This is a genomic window from Methanoplanus limicola DSM 2279, from assembly GCF_000243255.1.
In the GTDB taxonomy this organism is placed as follows: Archaea; Halobacteriota; Methanomicrobia; order Methanomicrobiales; family Methanomicrobiaceae; genus Methanoplanus; species Methanoplanus limicola.
On record NZ_CM001436.1, the window covers coordinates 1,681,547 to 1,699,364 of the forward strand.

The following is a 17,818-nucleotide window of genomic DNA, read 5'->3' on the forward strand; positions in this document are numbered from 1 at the left end:
CTGAATTCCAATATTATGAAATTAATTCCGGAGTTTATTTTATGATATTTGGTACGAATACACGGACATTTAATTCAGTAATAGTATTTTTTTTAATTATTACACTATTGTCAGGGACAGTTTCAGCGTCAGACACTGATTATATGAACTCTTCTTTATGCATACAGGATACTGAATCAGTAATTTGTCCGGAAGATTTTACAGGTGATATCCTGAATAACACCGGTGAAGAAGAGTTATATTCTGCAAATTCAGGTATTTTTGAATCTTTCAGTCCGGATTCTTCAGATACTAATCAGGTTATAAATCCGGTTGTACAGTCTGAACCAGAGAGCGATAATCTCTTTTATAATTATGAGGATAATACAGCAGATGAATGCGCCGGACCTGTAAGTGGAGAACTTTTGTGGAATACAACCCCTGTCTCCGGCGATGTTGAAACTCCGCCTGTAATTGCGGATGGCAAAGTCTTCTTCTCCACCTGGTGGACGACAAACAAAAAGGATGACTATTACCTCTACTGCTATAACCAGAGTGACGGTATGTATCTCTGGAAGAACACACTTGCCAGCGGAGTCGGCTCTTACCTGGCAGCCGCTGCAACAGGTGGGGGCAGAGTATTTGTCAGAGGCATAAACGGAGTATTGTATGCTGTTGATATGGATACAGGGGTGACAGAATGGACAAAAACCCTTGATAATTCGCCTCAGTGGTGGAGCCAGGCAACTTCTTCTCCTGTAGTTTCAGGAGACTGTATTCTTGCAGTCTCCCAGACAACGGGAATACTAAAAAAGTTTGATTTTGAAGGAAATGAGATTCAGACCTACAGCGGCGGAGGAACTCTTGAACACAGGAGTTCTCCGGTTGTATCCGGAGGAAATGTTTATTTCGCTGCCGGAGATTCTCAGAAACTTTACTCTTTAAATTATGAGACCTTTGATGAGAACTGGAATTTTGTATCACCTGAAAAGATACTCTCGTCCCCTGTTATGGGCACTGATGCAGTTTATTTCACCACTTCATCGTACCTTTATGCAGTAAATAAGAGTTCAGGTGAAGAACTCTGGAAAACTGACATCAGTTCACCAAACGGTGCAGGCACGCCTGCATTCATGGACGGGTATCTCTATGCCGGCGAGAAAGACGGTCTGCACAAATACAATTCGGCAGACGGATCTGAGGAATGGTCTTATTCATCAGCAAGCGTTGCAGCATCTCCTGCTGTTGCAGAGAACGGTGTATATTTTGCCACCAATGAGAAAGGCGGAAAAGTAATCTGTCTGAATCCCGGTGACGGCACTTTGATCTGGGAATATGCACAGGCAGCACCTGCCGGTGGTTACTTCGCAGCATTCTGGGGTTCATCTCCGGTGATTAATGATGAAAAGCTCTATATTGGTGGTGCATATTACAATACTCTTTACTGCTTCGGTAAAGATAATTTCAGCTGGAACGGTGCAGTTACACTTGAGGAAGGGCCGGATTTCAGATATTCACCTAAAAACAACCCTTCAGCAGAGTATGAAGTAAATGCGACGTCTGATCTTGCAGCACTGAAACAAGCATCAGAGACAGGAGGGTTTGAATTTTATACAGATGATTCGTCATACCTTCTGCATAAGACTTTTGAGCTTACCGGAATTCAGGGGATAAACCGGACAGATGATCTTTCTTACTGCTGGTCTGAATACATCAACGGTGAGAGAAAAACAGAAGGGCTTGCCGGTAATGTTTTAAAAGACGGGGACAATCTCCAGTTTGTCTATGGGTTCTGTGATTCAGGGAAAGGAATATATCCGGCACCGGGAGACTCAGAAAATTCAGTCAATATTACGGTTTCTGTTCTAAAAAAACAGATCAAAGGTCCACAAACCTCCAACATCCGCTGGAGTACAGCTCCTGTCTCCGGCGATGTTGAAACTCCGCCTGTAATTGCGGATGGCAAAGTCTTCTTCTCCACTTGGTGGACGACAAACAAAAAGGATGACTATTACCTCTACTGCTATAACCAGAGTGACGGTATGTATCTCTGGAAGAACACACTTGCCAGCGGAGTCGGTTCTTACCTGGCAGCCGCTGCAACAGGTGGGGGCAGAGTATTTGTCAGAGGCATAAACGGAGTATTGTATGCCATTGATATGGGTACCGGAAAAACCAACTGGACAAAAACACTTGATAACTCACCCCGGTGGTGGAGTCAGGCAACCTCATCTCCCGTAGTCTCAGGAAATTATCTTCTTGCAGTTTCCCAGACTACGGGAATACTGAGGAAATTTGATTTTGATGGCAATGAGGTTAAGACCTACAACGGCGGAGGAACACTGGAATACAGGAGTTCTCCTGTTGTGTCCGGCGGAAATGTCTATTTCGCTGCCGGAGATTCTCAGAAACTTTACTCTTTAAATTATGAGACCTTTGATGAGAACTGGAATTTTGTATCACCTGAAAAGATACTCTCGTCCCCTGTTATGGGCACTGATGCAGTTTATTTCACCACTTCATCGTACCTTTATGCAGTAAACAAGAGTTCAGGTGAAGAAATCTGGAAAACTGACATCAGTTCACCAAACGGTGCAGGCACGCCTGCATTCATTGACGGATATTTGTATGTCGGTGAAAAGGACGGTCTTCATAAGTACAGTTCAGAAGACGGGACTGAAGAATGGTCCTATTCATCTGCCGGCGTTGCAGCATCTCCTGCTGCTGCAGAGAACAGTGTATATTTTGCCACCAATGAAAAATCCGGCAGGGTGATCTGTTTAAGTCCTGTCAACGGAAGCAGGATATGGGAATATGCACAGGCAGAACCTGCCGGTGGTTACTTTGCGGCATTCTGGGGTTCATCTCCGGTAATTGACAATGAGATGCTCTATATCGGCGGTGCATATTACGATTCTCTCTACTGTTTCGGCCCGGAAATGCCACTTGGAGAACCACATCTGTATGCATCCCCTGAAGGCGGAAAATCACCACTTAATGTAAGTTTTTCTGCAACAGGGTGCGAAAATGTAAAGAAGTTTGTCCTTGATTTTGGAGATGGTTCCGGCAATCATATCTCCGGCAGTCTTTCAGGTGTTTCCGTACTGCATACGTACACAAATGTCAGTGAATATACTGCAAAACTTACAGTATATAACAGTGATGAAACTGAATCACGCTCTGTTAGTCTTAAAATAAACGTAATCACTGCACCGGTGAATAAAACAGCCGAAAATTCTGTTTCGGCTGATGTTCCCGGTGTAAAAATTTCAGGTTCACAGTCCGGGAAACAGGATATAAAGATTAATCTCTCTGGCTGGAATGAGTCAGGCGGACTTGCAGAATATACAAAACCCGACGGGACAGGGGTGATGATTCAGACCGGAAATTATACCAGATCAGGTGATGTACTTTCAGGTGAAGTTACTTCAGTGATAATATCTTCTCCGGGAATAAACGGCAGTGAAATTAGTCCTGATGTTGGCAATGCCTCAGTGAACTTTAATTTTACAATGAGTGACTACCAGGGGAATGCCACAGTTGAGACTAACATCTCTCCGGATGTGATGCCCGATGCAGAGAATGCTTTCTCTGTTGCATGCACAGATTCAAATCTTGTGTGTGACAGTATTGCATATACTGTCTATTTCACAAAAACAGGATTTACAAATGAATCATCAATTTCGGGAGTAAACCTCACATTTACTGTAAAAAATACCTGGATTGACAGTCAGGGCGGGATTTCAAAGGTCAGGATAATAAGGTGGAAGGATGACGGAGAGAGTGAGATTCTGTCACCTTCTTCATATGCGACTGCCGGAAATTATACCAGAATATATGTCCGTTCCACTGGATTTTCAGTTTATGGTCTTATTTCAGCCCACGCAAAATCCAGCGGAGGCGGCGGCAGTGGAGGAGGAAGTGGCGGTGGAAGTTCGCTCACATATACTCCTGTAACTCTGACATCAGGTACATTTAATGTAACTGCTGTTAACAGCGGAAAAGTCTATGCTGTAGAAACAGGTACTGCTCTTGGTATCCTCCACGTGCAGGGAATTCCGTTTGTCGTTGATGATGACTGGTTTTCCGAATATGGTACGCTCTTTGTTAAATCAGTGCAGGGCAGGGATAATGAAGGAAGTTCCGGCTGGATGTATCAGGTAAACGGGAATTCTCCAAGTGTTGGTGCCAATGTCTATAAATTAAGCAACGGGGATGAAGTATTATGGTATTACAGCGAGAGCATGGAGACTGTACCTGAAGAATCGGCTCAGAAGATTGCACTTAAAGCCAGTATTTCCTCATCTTCTTCCGGCGGATCAGGCTCTTTCAGCGGAGGTAGTGCAGCTGCAACTACATCCGGGGGAAAAGTTTCTGAAGGAACCGGTTCAGTCGATGTGGTAATCGGACTGCCGGAGGATTCCTCCCTTACTCTTGAAGGCAGCAGGATCTATTTATCAATAGATATCATTTCTGCAATATCCTCCGGAGAGGATATTGTACAGGATAAAAATACGCTGATAATTACGCGGGGCGATTTAACTCTAAAAATAAGGTTTAAGGATTATAATGTCCGTGATGGTGTAACTTCCGGTGAGATAGAATCCATACTAATGTCTACATCTCCGGTGGTCAAAGATTCCATAACCGGAGCTGAAGCTTACCTTGATATGGAGATGAACAGCATACCTGTTGACGGCCAGCTTGTTCTGTCAATACCTGATAAAATAGACTCTGAAAATATTAACCGGATGCTGAAGAACTCAGGAACAGGAAAAATCATCGGCAATGCGGTCTATGAGCTTGATGCTGAAAAAGAGAATATTGAAAACGGTGTGGATATTGAATCTGCGACTGTATACATGACAGTGTCAGAAGAACTTCTGAACAGTAAAGGCAGCATCTCTGAATTCAGAATAATTCATATACTGAATGATGGCAGTACCGAGATAATTACACCCGAAATCCTCAATGATGATGAGAGAGGTATGGTGACATTTAAGGGTACATCCAAAAAGGGTGTATCTTCATTCATTCTTGCAACGATCTCATCAGAGAGTGACTCTTCTGCAATTTCCGCAGCAGAGAAAGATAATCTGCCCGGGGAAAATCAGAATCCGGAAAAATCCGGTTCATCTGTAATGCCGGTATTTGCTTTAATGTCAGTTCTTTCTGCTGCAATTATTCTGAAATATAAAAGAGGACATCATAAATGAGAAAAAAATTATTATCAATATTTTTAACCGTACTTTTGTTAGTACTGGTCTGCCCGGCAGACAGTTACCCTATGGGTCTTTCAGACCAGGAGATAACAGGATCGATAAATTACATGAAGTCATGCCAGAAATCTGACGGCGGCTTTGGTGAATCAGACCGAGATTCAAACCCAGGTACTTCAACATGGGTTATGTTGGCTCTTTCTGCTGCCGGAGATGACCTGTCTGAATGTAAGTCCGGAGGTGTTTCTGCTATAGATTACCTGAAGTCAATTGCACCTGAGACTGTTGCGCTGGATGGTACATCAGAGACATCAAAGATGATTCTGACTCTGATTGCTGCCGGTGAAGATCCACGCAGTTTTGAAGGAGCGGATTTTGTCTCTCTCCTGAAAAGTAAAGAGAAAGATTCCGGGCAGTACGGTGATCATATCTATACTACCAACTGGGCTGTTATGGCACTTTCAGCTGCCGGAGAAGACGTTTCAAAGTCAATACAGTGGCTTGAATCACAGCAGAATGATGACGGAGGCTTTGGGTGGACAATTGATGCTGAAAGTGACAATGATGATACATCCTCTGCTGTTATGGCCCTTTGCTCAGCAGGCAGGAGTTCATCTGATTCATCAGTCAAATCAGCGATGAAATTCTTCAGGAACAGTCAGGGTGAAGACGGTGGTTTTAATTACGGCGGATCGAGTTCATCAAATACTGCATCTGATTCATGGGTTATACAGGCACTTATCGCCGCCGGGGAAGATCCAACCAGTTTTATAAAGAACGGCAAATCTCCGGTGGACAACCTCCTGACATACAGAACAGATGATGGTTATTTCATGTGGACATCACTCTTAACTGACAATCCGTGCAGAATGACCTCAGCCGCAGTCCCGGCACTCCTTGGACTTCCATATCCGATAAAACATGATGACCACCTCTCAGTTGCAAAAACATCAACAGGCAGCCAGTCGGGAAGTACTCCGGCGGCTCTTTCATCAGATTCAGATTCTGCATCCGGTTCAGGACCTGCTGTATCTCCGGAGGACAGTGACAGGGTAGTGACTGTAATTGACGACTTTGGAAAGGAGATTGAAATTAAAGGTTATCCACAGAGAATAATCTCTCTTGCTCCGGCCAACACTGAGATACTGTATGCACTTGGCCTTGGAGATAAAATTGTAGGTGTCACTGACTACTGCAATTACCCGGCAGAAGCGGTAAATGTTGAAAAAGTCGGTGGATATTCCACGCCAAATGTTGAAAAAATAGTGGCTGCAAAACCAGATCTTATTGTTGCATCGTTTGGGAATACTGAAGAGGTGGCAAATAAACTCAGGAATATGGGCTTTGTTGTGATCTCAACCAATCCTACCGATATTTCAGATGTCTTAAATGATATTACAATTATCGGAGAGGCAACCGGAACTGAATCAAAAGCTAAAGAAATCGTAAGTGATATGGAAAGCCGCATTAATTCCATACGGACAAAGGCCGCCGGAGCAGATGAACATCCGACAGTTGCGCATATAGTCTGGTATGATCCTGTCTGGGTAAGCGGAAGCGACACCTTCCAGAACGAGATGTTTGAGATAATCAGTGCAAAGAACGCATTCCCTGAAGTTAAAGGATGGGGTACTGTAAGCCTTGAAGAGTTTGTTGTCACAAATCCGGATGTGATTGTCGTAAGTTCAGGTACCGGCATGGGTGAAGAAGGAAGGGATGTAATCTATAATTACCTCATGGAAGAATCACGATTCAAAAATATGAATGCGGTGAAGAATAACCGTGTATATGTTGTTGATGCAGATATTATTGACCGGGGCGGGCCAAGAATTGTTGAAGGACTTGAGGAGGTTGCAGCTGATGTTTATCCTGACCTCTTCACATATACAGAAAAAAGTGAAAATAATACCTCTGAATCGGCACCTCTTGGTATATCGGTTGTAATGTCATTAATTGCAGGTCTGTCCGTTGTTTTCCTGCGGAGAAGGGAGAAAGCCTGATGGAAAAATATTCAGTTCTTTTTTTTTCTCTCCTTTTCATACTGACAATCCCTTCTGTTGCTTCTGCCGTAAATAATGCAGTCAGTGCCGATGAAATATCCTTTGAAAAGCTCTGGGAGATCATTACTGTCCCCGGCACAGCAGAAGTTTCAATATCCGGAGACGGCGGAACAGTCGCAGGTGGAGGCACGGGCGGTTTTTTCTGCTGTGACAATAAAGGCAGTATATTATGGACAAAAGAACTTGGACTGTCAGATAATGCCGCTGTCTCAGATGATGGCAGGAAGATACTCTCCGGCGGTGTTTCACTCGACCTCTTTGACCATGACGGAAGTTCATTATTCAGGAAAAATTACGGGTATGTCATAAGATCCACTGCAATATCTCATGACGGTAATCTTCTCTATTTTGCAACAGATAATCAGGATTTGAATATTTATAATACAACAGATAAAACAGCGGTCAGTTTTGATGCAGGATATGACCTTGATTCGGTTGCTGTATCAGAAGACGGCAGTTATATTGCAGGCGGATCCTCAATTGGTGATCTGATATTCATGGACGATGGTGGCAGTATCATCTGGACGAGGAAATCCCATTCAGTGAAACCTGTAATTGACCTTGCTCTCTCTTCAAAGGGTGATTTTATTGTTTATACCGTTGATGACACCTTAAACGCCCTGTCACGTACAGGGAATATCCGCTGGGAGAAGTTAATTGCAGGTGCAAAAGGAGTTGCACTCTCTGCCGATGGTTCCTGCACAGCAGTTGCACATGATAACCGGATATCTGTATTTAACCGGAATGGTGATCTGATTGCAGATATCCCGGATGTTAATGGTGTAAAGGATCTCTCATTTTCTGATGACGGTGAATATCTTGCATTCTGCACTGATGATACTTCCGGATTATTTCAGATGGTAACCAAAAGTTCATCCGGTGATATGGGTAATAATTTCAGTTTAAAAGGTTCTGAACCATCTGATAATCTTTCAGAAGATAAGAATAAATCCGGTTTGCCGGATGGAAATAATAGCAATGAAGAAGTGACAGATAACATCAGGCAGTCGGGGAGCCCTGTAACTGCCCTGACAGGAATATTTTTATTATTGCTTATTATCGGTTACATCTCCGGCAGAAAAGATTAGATCAGTATAGTTTAATATATTTTTTTACCCGGATTAAATAATCCGGAAACTAAAATAATAAAAAAAAGTGTTATTCTTTTTTTAAGCACTGTCATATATGAGGCATATATAACGTGAAGAAAATATTGCAACTGCCGGCATGAGTATGAAAATTAAAAGCCATCCGATTACAGGGATCATTTCAAGTATAGTATAAAATACTGCTATTGCAATCCAGAGAATAAAGAGCATTATGAAATATTTTGCCCATCCGATTTTTCCGATTTTTGCCATAATCTCAGAAAAATTAAATGCCTCAGTAAATTTGCCTTCTCTTGCAAACCGGATGATTCCTGCAATGGCTATAAGTTCGATAATTACTGCAAGAATTAATACTATGATGAGTCCTATTCCAAATGCACCAATCAGGGCAACGGGGCTTGTTATATCACCTGCACCCAGCGCCATAAATGATCCGCCAATAATTATAAATCCGACAATCATCACCGGAATCATGTAAATTATTGAAATGATAAGATATACAATTCCGTCAACAAACATTTTTACCCAGTTGTCTGCTTCAGGTGCAGGTTTTTCACCCCTCATAATTCTTAACTGGTATCCCATAATCAGCGGAAAAATAACAGATGCAATAATAAGCAGAATCCACTTTGTCCATTTACCCATCAGTCCTTCCTTTGTATATTCAAAGGAATCATTAAACATATCTCCAATATCCATAGAATGTACCTCCTTTTAAAGTAACAATTCACATATAGAGACTGGGTTCTATTTAATACCTCCCGGAGAATTACGAAAATCCGGGCCGCATATCAACCGGAAAAGGTATGAAATTAATAATGAAATCAGCAACAGATGCAAATAAAAAAAGTATGTTTATTATGGATTAAAACCGTCATAAGCAGGTGTTAATCACTCAGTCGCCATTAACTTTATTTTTAATTGAAAGCCCGTTTAGATCGCATGAACCTTTGCAGGTCTCTTCTCCTGAATCAATAACCCTGTATGCATCAGCAAGAACCGATGCCTGAGCAAGAGAACCGGCAATAAGAACAACCTCAAGAATTTCATCCTTTGTTGCACCTTTTTTCAATGCAGCCCTCATATGATATTCAGTGCAGTGCTTGCAGTTGAGTGCAGCACCGACTGCAAGTGAAATTAATTCCACATATTTTGGATCAAGGGTGCTGGTATCAGTTACAGCACCTTTGTAGAGCAGATGAGAGAGGAGAACTTCAGGTCTTTTAGACATTCTCTGAAATATCAGAGGAACTTTGCCATATTCCTTTTCAATCTCATCCAGCCACCCTTCTGCAAATTCTTCCTTACCGATCTCTGCAATGTCCTTTAACAGCTTTTCAAATTCCACAGCTAAAAACACCTGTCATAGTTAAATTATATTGTATTATATTCAAAATATTTGGTTTGTGGATAATATCAAACCATAATATTCGTATCTGAAAAAGGTTTGATCTTTACCCATATGTAATTGCGCATACGGGAAGGGGCAATATCACAGATATCACCGATTTTAACTCCGTCTTCGATCTCTACCGCACTGACCTCATCTGCATATTCTCCGTATGGGATTTTCACTCTCAGTCCTGCTGTCTGCACAGTGATAGGAGTCGGGTGGGTTGAACCTTTTGTAATCTGCATCTCTTCATCTAGTGTGGACATTAACTTCGCCGGTGATATAGAGAGGGGATCCTTTGCTATCTCCTCCCTTTTTTCATCAAGAACTCCGGATATGACATCCACAAGATCATCAAGATATTCAATCTCACCCTCCTGTTTTTTCATCCTGTGCCCAATCCTGCCGATATTGCCGACATATCCTTCAAGAGGCGGATCTGCAAGGACGGAGAGTGATTCAGTGTCAGGACCACCGGTTAGAATAATCGGTACTTTAATGCCACGCCTCAGCGCCGGAAGTTTATGCCGGATACATGATTCAAAATTGCCAAGCATTAGAACCGCACAGTCATGCTCGTTGATGATATCCCTCTCCTCAATATTGAGGTTTGCAATTCTCTTCCCAAAACCTCTTGCAAGGCCAATCATATTGGTCTTGGCACCGGCACTTCTGAGATATTCCGCCACATCGCAGGATGTATGCGGGAGATGATGTATCTCAAGGCTTGGCGAAATTACTGCGATCTCTGTGCCTACCAGTGGTGACTCAAAAACTTCACTTCCAAAAGGCCTGCCAGTCTCTTTTATCAGTGGAATGTCTTCTTTAGGTACAAGACACTGTAGTACAACATCCTGTGCAATCATATGCTTCTGAACAATATGCCCGCCGAGATCATCTATCAGGTCAAGTATAATGTCATGCTTATATACTCCTCCTTTGTATGTAATCGGAACAAATGTCATATATTAACCCTCCAGTTTCTGAAAAGCCTTTGATATCTCCTTTTCAACAAGCTCATCGGTCAGAATATTCTCAGTTGCAATATAATAGAAACGGTTGCCTTTTGTGCATTCTCTTCGCACTTTAAAACCTTCAGGGGCTATCCACTGCATAGCATATATGATGTCTTTATATACCCCTGTCCCGGCATCAAAGACAACAAGGTTTTCTATCTCTTTCACTTTTGCAATGCCGGCATCAATGGTTATTGTAAAACGGTCAGGCTGAATGATATTGTCACGGCCGTAGAGATCCCAGAGTTTTCTGAGAAGGAATGACAGATAAGTTTCATCCCCAATCTCTATTGTAATCTTACCTTCGTCATTCAATATTCCTGTAAAATCCCCGGCACGTATTTTCCCCGGCATCTTCCTGATCTCTCCCGCAGCAACAAAGAACGGAAACTCCGGATCAATTTTGATGTAAAATCTGCTGATAATCTGCAGCAGATTTAGGTCCATCAGAATATCTCCGGCTATCTCTTCATAGGCTTTTCTGCCTTTCTTCTCTGTGCATTCAACCTGAAAATAATCAAGAGCCATTGTCTCATCTGTCCTTATTTTCTATGAATCCGGATGCAAGAAGTGCAGATCCAACTGAACCGATATACTGTGAATGATGCGGAACGACAATATCTGTCTGTAGAAGTTTGCCCATCTCATGTACAAGGCCCTGAATAAGTGACGTACCTCCGACCATTATCACCGGTTCTTTAATGTCAACTTCCTGGAGCTGCTGTTCAAATACCTGCTCGGCAACACTCCGGCATGCGGCTGCGGCAACGTCCTGTTTTGTGTGACCTTCCGCAAGGGCGTTTACAAGGCTCTGGGTTCCAAAGACAATACAGTAGCTGTTCATTGGAACTTCACCTGACTGTCCCCCCATCGCAAGCGGACCGAGTTCTGTAATATCAACTCCAAGCCTCTTTGAAGTCATCTCAAGGAACCTTCCGGAAGCTCCGGCGCATATTCCTCCCATTGTAAAAGTGCCAGGAATTCCGTCCTGAACAGAGATTGCCTTATTATCCATCCCTCCAATATCAATGACAGTTGCTTCACCTTTCTGCCGGTCAGCAAGATATACAGCACCTTTTGAATTTACAGTTAGCTCTTCCTGAATCAGGTCTGCTTTAAGCTTATTGCCTATAAGATACCTGCCATATCCTGTTGTGCCGATTGCATCGACATCAGAGAGCTTAATTCCTGCTTCTTCAAGGGCATTTTCCATAACAGTTTTTGCACTGCCTAATACCTCAGTTGTAGCTGTCCACCCTGTGCCGACAATCTCATTGTCTTTCATAACAACAGCTTTTGTCGTTGAAGAACCGGAATCAATGCCAAGAGTTATTCCTTCCTGAACTTCCCTTGCTAAAAGTGCCCTTCTTCTTGCAATTGTTGTTAAAGCTTCCATTCTTGTCAGGAGTGTTCCGGAAGTTGTCCTTTCAGTAAATGAATAACTTACCACCGGAAGACTGGAGTTATTGTGGATATACCTTCTCAGTTCATTTCTGACGATTGCAGCTTCTGAGCATCTGAAGCATGTGGCAATGAATACCGCATCTGCTTCCACGGATCCTTCCACAAGAGCCTTTGCCCTTGCAATTGCAAGTTTTAAGTCCCCGGACTTTGCCTCAAGACCGAATTCCTCATATGCCTCTCTGATATCCTTTAATGTGACATCCGGAAAGAACATCTCTGCATTGACCATCTCGGCTGCATCATAGATCTCCTTCTGCACTCCGCTGTGTTCAGGGCCGCATGACAACTGCGCCACTCTTACAGGTTGATCATTCACTTATTCTTCACCTCTGGAATTTTCCTTACCGGCTGATTTCTCACCGGGCACCTCCAGGCTGTCAAGGAAGCCCTTAATATCTGCAACAAACTGTATCCCTTCCTCTTCATTCGACGGATAATTGAGGTCAAGCACAGGGATGTCTTCCCTTGTCCGTACCAGGTATTTTACAAGTTCATTTGTTCTGGCACATCCCATACAGCCAAAAGACAGGTCTGCGTCATTGATAATTATCGCAGCCTCTGCCTCATCAATCATCGGGCCAAAGAGAGCCATTCTTCCCCTGACTCCGGCAGGAACTTCAACTGCTGCATATTTCAGGCCTTTTTTTGGGTCTTCCGGAGTCATCTGCATAGGGGGTGAATCAAGTCCCGGAGTCTGTATCTTTTCCCTTACTGCAACTGCTGCTCCAAGGGGCTGATGTCCGAATCTCTCGACCATATCTGATAATATAAGGCTTGTTGATGGGTATATGAAAACTTTTGCCATTGTCAGGGCACCTCTGAATTAATAATATTTACAAGTTCTTCTGCCGGAAGCTTCTTCTTTTCAGTCAGAGTTTTTTCAGGATTATAATGATACTGATTACCATCTCTGCCGAGTTCCTCAAGACCTTTTGATATATATCTGACCAGACCGATTTCAAACTCATGGCCATAATATCCAGGTCTTGCACCTCCAAGATTTGCCCTGCATCTTCTTTTGTCTCCGGGCGGGTAGCCACGATCCTTGACAAAAATATGTGCCGGATCTTTTTTTCTTATTTCAGTTATAATCCTGGATACTTTGTTCTGCGGCCCTGTAATCTGAAGACCAAAGCATGTTTCTTTAATCATAACTCCTTCTGAGATTTCATATGCAGCTGTTACAAGCATCTGGGGAGTCACATCCGGAGATTCAACAAATACATACTTTGTAACAGTACCTACAAATTCCGGGGTGTAATGTTTATCAGGAGGCATCTGATTTTTCCTCCATAATGTAAATCCGACTGCCTTCTTCAATAAATTTTAATTTATCTGTGTCAATCAGGCGGCCGATGACGTTTGTGGCATTGAACGGCTCTGATGTAGGGCCAAAATCGCTGTTCGGTGCGGTTCTTATCCCAACAAGACCGCTGTTTTTCCTTGAGTCGTTTGTCATGGCAAGGGTATAAGCCGGAATTTCACCTGACGGGTTGTTCTCGATATTAATCTTAGTGGTTTTGGGTATCTTTGGACTGAATAGATAAACATCTTCAAAATTGAGTGTTACGGGCAGTTTTCCAATGCGGTACCACTTCAGCCCGGTCACTTCACGGAATATTTCGCATGTTTTTGGTGCATTCTCATCCCAGAGTTCAATTTTAAGAACCGATGACAAAGGAACGGTTTTAACTTCCACTGACCCTTCCTTTAACACCTCAAGTGTTGTAGCAGGGTTCTGGTCTGTTACAGCCCTCTCTTCATCTTCAGAATCAGAACTGAATGATATGCCGTATTTCAGTGCAGTCTCTTTTGCTTCTGTAAGGTTCATTCCGCGAAGGTCAATCTGGTCAGGGATGACTTTTACTGAAAACTGTTCATCCATGCCGGCAAGTTTTGCAATTTCAATACCATGTTCAACCTCTCCTACATGGGTATGTGACGGGCTGCTTGCAACACTTTTTTTATAGATATATATACTGCCCTTCTGTTTTCCAGCTGTTCTGACAGTCACAGAACCTTCAAGTCTTGTTTTTTTAAACTCAAACGGGACGATGCTCTTCTTCATTCTCTCGTCCCTTATGAATGCACCTGCACTGAGGTTATTGACAAATCTGCCATCAGAATATGTCAGAAGGAGATGTTCAACACTGTTTGCTGATCTTGTGTCGATATTGTCATCAGAATACCCGGACGCACGTATGACTATTCTGGAAATTATCTCCATACCGTCTTCCAGTATCAGGTCCATATCCTGTGTGGTAAAAGAAGAAGACCTGTCAACCCTGCTGATTATCCTTTCAGCATTAATAATTCTGTCATTGACAGTCAGTTTTTCAACAACTGCCTTTCCGCTGACAATTTTTCCGATAACTCCACCGGAGACATCTGATCCATGATCTGCAAAGTGAGGTATTTTTGAGAGAATAAGGAAGGATTTTTTCGGGTCATAGCCGGCACATCCCAGTATTACATCATTATGGGCATATCTGTGATGCTTTTTATCCGGAATTATTCCGGCTGAAAAATTTCCGGCTGAAACACCATATCTGTCAGACCATCTGACAGGGTGAACATTTTCCGGTTCTGAAAAAAGATTTATAAAGCCTGCATCACCTGTGAGTTTATCAGCAGTCTCATTTAACTCAACTACTATCTCTCCGGCGGTAGTCAGAAGTCTGATACTTGCTGTTTCACTTTCATGAATGCCTGCTGGTTTAATTATGGCTACAGAAAACCCTTCCCTGAAATCAGGAAGTAAATCCCTGAGCCTGGATCCTTCTTTTATTTCTCTTATCTCACCGTCAAGGTGAATTTTCATTTAATTTACACCTCATACTTCAGAACGGGACATAATTTCGCGTTCTTCATTGGTAAGGTATTCCAGAACTTCTTCCGTTTTTCCGATAGTTACTATCTTACCATGTCTCATCAACATCGCCCTGTCACATATATCCCTTACAAATTCCATATCGTGGGAAACAACAATAAATGTCTCGTCCATCTCTTCACGTGCGTGCATTATGGAATGTTTGACATCTATCTTTGTAATTGGATCCATTGTTCCGGTTGGCTCATCAAGAAGAATAATTCTTGGTTCACGGATAAGCACCTGTGCAAGTGCAACACGGTGTTTCTCTCCTTCACTCAGCTGACTTGGGAGACGGTTCAGAATGTCCCTGCTCTTATCCTCGGTAAAACCGGCCATTTTAAGAGTGATTATTGCCTTTCTCATGGCAAGTTCTTTCGGGAATTCAAGGCCGATTGAATCTGTCAGGTTATCCAGAATATTCCTGTGCGGGTAAAGATCATATTCCTGGTGAAGCAGACCAATGTAGCATTTTGCCCGACCGCGGAATTCTATTCCGGGCTTTGTCATATCTATCCACTGATCACCGATTCTGACATCCATGTTTCCGCCGGTAGGCTCAATAATCCCCGATATTATTCTTGACAGTGTAGTTTTTCCTGCGCCGCTTGTTCCTATTATACCAAAGATTTCTCTTTCGGCAACCTCAAAAGACACCCCGTCAACGGCTTTAATCATACCCCTGTCAACAGTAATATAGCGTTTGGTAACATCTTTTGCTTTAAGCAGATCTTTGCCGATATCAGGTTTATCAAAGCTCTCTTCATCGTTTGCATCTTTCAGAAACTCCCTGACAATTTCTTTGGAGTCGCCGATTCTTTTGATCTTACCATCTTCAAGAAATATTGCGCGTTTGCAGATGTCTTCAATTATCTCAGAGAAGTGAGAAGATACCACCATACTCATACCGTTATTTACGGATGCCTCATGAAGCATCTCATGGACGATATTGGCAGTTCTGGGGTCAAGAGTTCCGGTAGGTTCATCTGCACATAATAAGAGTGGCTCTTTTGCAAGCTGCCTTGCAAGAACCACACGCTGTTTTTCTCCACCGGAGAGATCGCGGGCAATGTGCATCATCCTATGCGAGAGTCTTACTTCATCAAGAAGATCTGCAGCTCTTGAAACCTGTTTTTCTGAAGGATAATTTACATCACTTAATGCGTGCATGACATTTTCTATTACCCTGTCATCACCATAAAGTGCAAATGACCTCTGAAACATTATCGCACTGCGGCGCATAATCCTTCTCTTCATCCCTGCGTTATTTTCATCCCAGAGATCAAAATCGCCTGAAATTAATTTACTACCACATTTTGGGCATTTACTCCCTGCTTTGCTTTGCAGATCTGTATGTGGACATTTTTCACAGTATGATATATGGAAAATAATTCTGCCGGAAGTCGGCGGTGTGTCTACGCCCCTTATAAGATGCATCAGCACTGTTTTGCCTGCACCGCTTCTGCCTATTATTCCGACAATTTCCCCTTCTTCTATATCAAAATTTATATTGTCCAGAACCCTATGTCCATCAAAGTCCTTGCAAAGATTCTCAACCGTAACAAATGGTGCCATAAGATTAATCCTCTAAATAATAACTGTTTTATGATAATAATAATACTACTCCTTCTGGATTGTCTGTTAACATCAGTCTGATGTGTCAGTGTATCAAAATAATTCCGGAGAGTATCAACTTATCTTTTGTAGATGAAAAATTGTCTTTAAAATTTAAAATAGTTTATATTGGACTCTGAAGAATTCAATTTTTTTTGAAATCCCGCCCATTGATTGCATTTTCTGCGATATTTTTAATTTCACTCACATCATTTATAATAATGTCTGCTGCTTCAATAAGTTTATTTGGCTTATTCTTATTTTGCTGACATGTAAGAACTGAAATATCTGCTTCTCTTAGTGCTGGAATATCATTTACTCCGTCCCCAACCATAATTACAGTATCATATTCACATTTCAGATCTTTTATGACCTGTGCTTTTATTGACGGCGTAGCAACACCGTGTATATTGTCATGGGCAATACCAAGATAGTCAGCCATTCTGACCAGTTTGTCTGTTCTGTCTCCTGATGCTACATATGTTGCAACTCCCATCTTATGTAAATCGGAGACTGCCTCTTTTGCATTTGAAAAAGGCCGCCCTCCGGAAGTTATAGTAAATTCAATTCCCTTAAGGTTCCGGTTAACGATAACACCACTGTTCATAGCAACAATCGGTAGTTTTTTGCAACAGTTCCAGACTTTTTTTATACATACCTGGAGATCTGAAATTCTGGCGAATTCATCATTCAGAAGATATTCTGAGACTTCTTCATGCGTAACTATACCGTTTGAACAGGCAATTCCAAATTTTATACCTTCTTTTTTCATATAATCAGAGAGAAGTGTATCAGACGGCGTCTCAAATATATTCAGCGAGTGTGCGTAAAGAAGAATCAGTGATCGTCCCTCTTTGGAACATGTGAGCATTGTACTTTCTACACCCGTCTTCATTTTCCTGGACCTTACATCCATCGCTACACGGTAAGTATATAATAGAGTGCCTGCACTGTCAAAAACAATAGCGACTTTCATAAAAATTCCTGTAATATTAAAGAGTCTGTTGGAATACTAATCATTCTTTTCATTATTCCGCGTGAATTTATACGCATCAGTAATCTAAGGTGTTTTGTATTTTCAGGAAGTGATATTTT

Annotated in this window: 13 protein-coding genes; 3 read left to right on the plus strand and 10 right to left on the minus strand. The window is 42.3% G+C overall.

Annotated elements, in window-relative coordinates; genetic code table 11:
* The first annotated feature begins 41 nt into the window (after positions 1-41).
* From METLIM_RS08080 to METLIM_RS08090, 3 genes are read left to right on the plus strand one after another with little or no spacing between them, the layout of a single operon-like run.
* Positions 42-5,195: an outer membrane protein assembly factor BamB family protein gene (locus METLIM_RS08080; RefSeq protein ID WP_004077467.1), complete on the plus strand. Its 5,154-nt coding sequence runs from the start codon at positions 42-44 to the stop codon at positions 5,193-5,195.
* Complete coding sequence (locus tag METLIM_RS08085; RefSeq protein ID WP_004077468.1) at positions 5,192-7,198, plus strand: helical backbone metal receptor; 2,007 nt, start codon at positions 5,192-5,194, stop codon at positions 7,196-7,198. The genes METLIM_RS08080 and METLIM_RS08085 overlap by 4 nt, the downstream gene beginning before the upstream one ends.
* Positions 7,198-8,346 (plus strand): WD40 repeat domain-containing protein, encoded by a 1,149-nt coding sequence (locus METLIM_RS08090; RefSeq protein ID WP_004077473.1) that lies wholly within the window; start codon positions 7,198-7,200, stop codon positions 8,344-8,346. The genes METLIM_RS08085 and METLIM_RS08090 overlap by 1 nt, the downstream gene beginning before the upstream one ends.
* Before the next feature lie 81 nt (positions 8,347-8,427).
* Here the strand turns inward: METLIM_RS08090 and METLIM_RS08095 are convergent, their stop codons facing one another.
* The 10 genes from METLIM_RS08095 to METLIM_RS08140 form a co-directional block, all read right to left on the minus strand.
* Positions 8,428-9,066 carry a DUF4013 domain-containing protein gene (locus METLIM_RS08095; RefSeq protein WP_004077474.1) on the minus strand — a complete coding sequence of 213 codons (639 nt, stop codon included), beginning with the start codon at positions 9,064-9,066 and terminating at the stop codon, positions 8,428-8,430.
* Between the two features lie 196 nt (positions 9,067-9,262).
* On the minus strand, positions 9,263-9,715 hold the full coding sequence (locus METLIM_RS08100) for a carboxymuconolactone decarboxylase family protein (protein WP_004077476.1): 453 nt from the start codon (positions 9,713-9,715) through the stop codon (positions 9,263-9,265).
* A gap of 68 nt (positions 9,716-9,783) precedes the next feature.
* Positions 9,784-10,725 (minus strand): methanogenesis marker 7 protein, encoded by a 942-nt coding sequence (locus METLIM_RS08105; RefSeq protein WP_004077478.1) that lies wholly within the window; start codon positions 10,723-10,725, stop codon positions 9,784-9,786.
* Between the two features lie 3 nt (positions 10,726-10,728).
* A complete protein-coding gene (locus tag METLIM_RS08110) occupies positions 10,729-11,304 on the minus strand; it encodes a methanogenesis marker 17 protein (protein WP_004077480.1) in 576 nt (191 codons plus the stop codon).
* A gap of 4 nt (positions 11,305-11,308) precedes the next feature.
* Entirely contained in the window at positions 11,309-12,556 is a 1,248-nt protein-coding gene (locus METLIM_RS08115) for a methanogenesis marker 15 protein (RefSeq protein WP_004077501.1), read from the minus strand.
* Positions 12,557-13,045 (minus strand): methanogenesis marker 5 protein, encoded by a 489-nt coding sequence (locus METLIM_RS08120; RefSeq protein ID WP_004077503.1) that lies wholly within the window; start codon positions 13,043-13,045, stop codon positions 12,557-12,559.
* A 2-nt stretch (positions 13,046-13,047) separates the two neighbouring features.
* Positions 13,048-13,518, minus strand: coding sequence for a methanogenesis marker 6 protein (locus METLIM_RS08125; RefSeq protein ID WP_004077504.1), 471 nt, complete (start codon positions 13,516-13,518; stop codon positions 13,048-13,050).
* Positions 13,508-15,061 carry a methyl-coenzyme M reductase-associated protein Mmp3 gene (gene mmp3, locus METLIM_RS08130; protein ID WP_004077505.1) on the minus strand — a complete coding sequence of 518 codons (1,554 nt, stop codon included), beginning with the start codon at positions 15,059-15,061 and terminating at the stop codon, positions 13,508-13,510. Before mmp3 ends, METLIM_RS08125 begins: the two co-directional genes overlap by 11 nt.
* A gap of 12 nt (positions 15,062-15,073) precedes the next feature.
* A complete protein-coding gene (gene atwA / locus METLIM_RS08135; protein ID WP_004077506.1) occupies positions 15,074-16,684 on the minus strand; it encodes a methyl coenzyme M reductase system, component A2 in 1,611 nt (536 codons plus the stop codon).
* A 184-nt stretch (positions 16,685-16,868) separates the two neighbouring features.
* On the minus strand, positions 16,869-17,699 hold the full coding sequence (locus tag METLIM_RS08140; protein WP_004077507.1) for an HAD family hydrolase: 831 nt from the start codon (positions 17,697-17,699) through the stop codon (positions 16,869-16,871).
* Between the last annotated feature and the right edge of the window lie 119 nt (positions 17,700-17,818).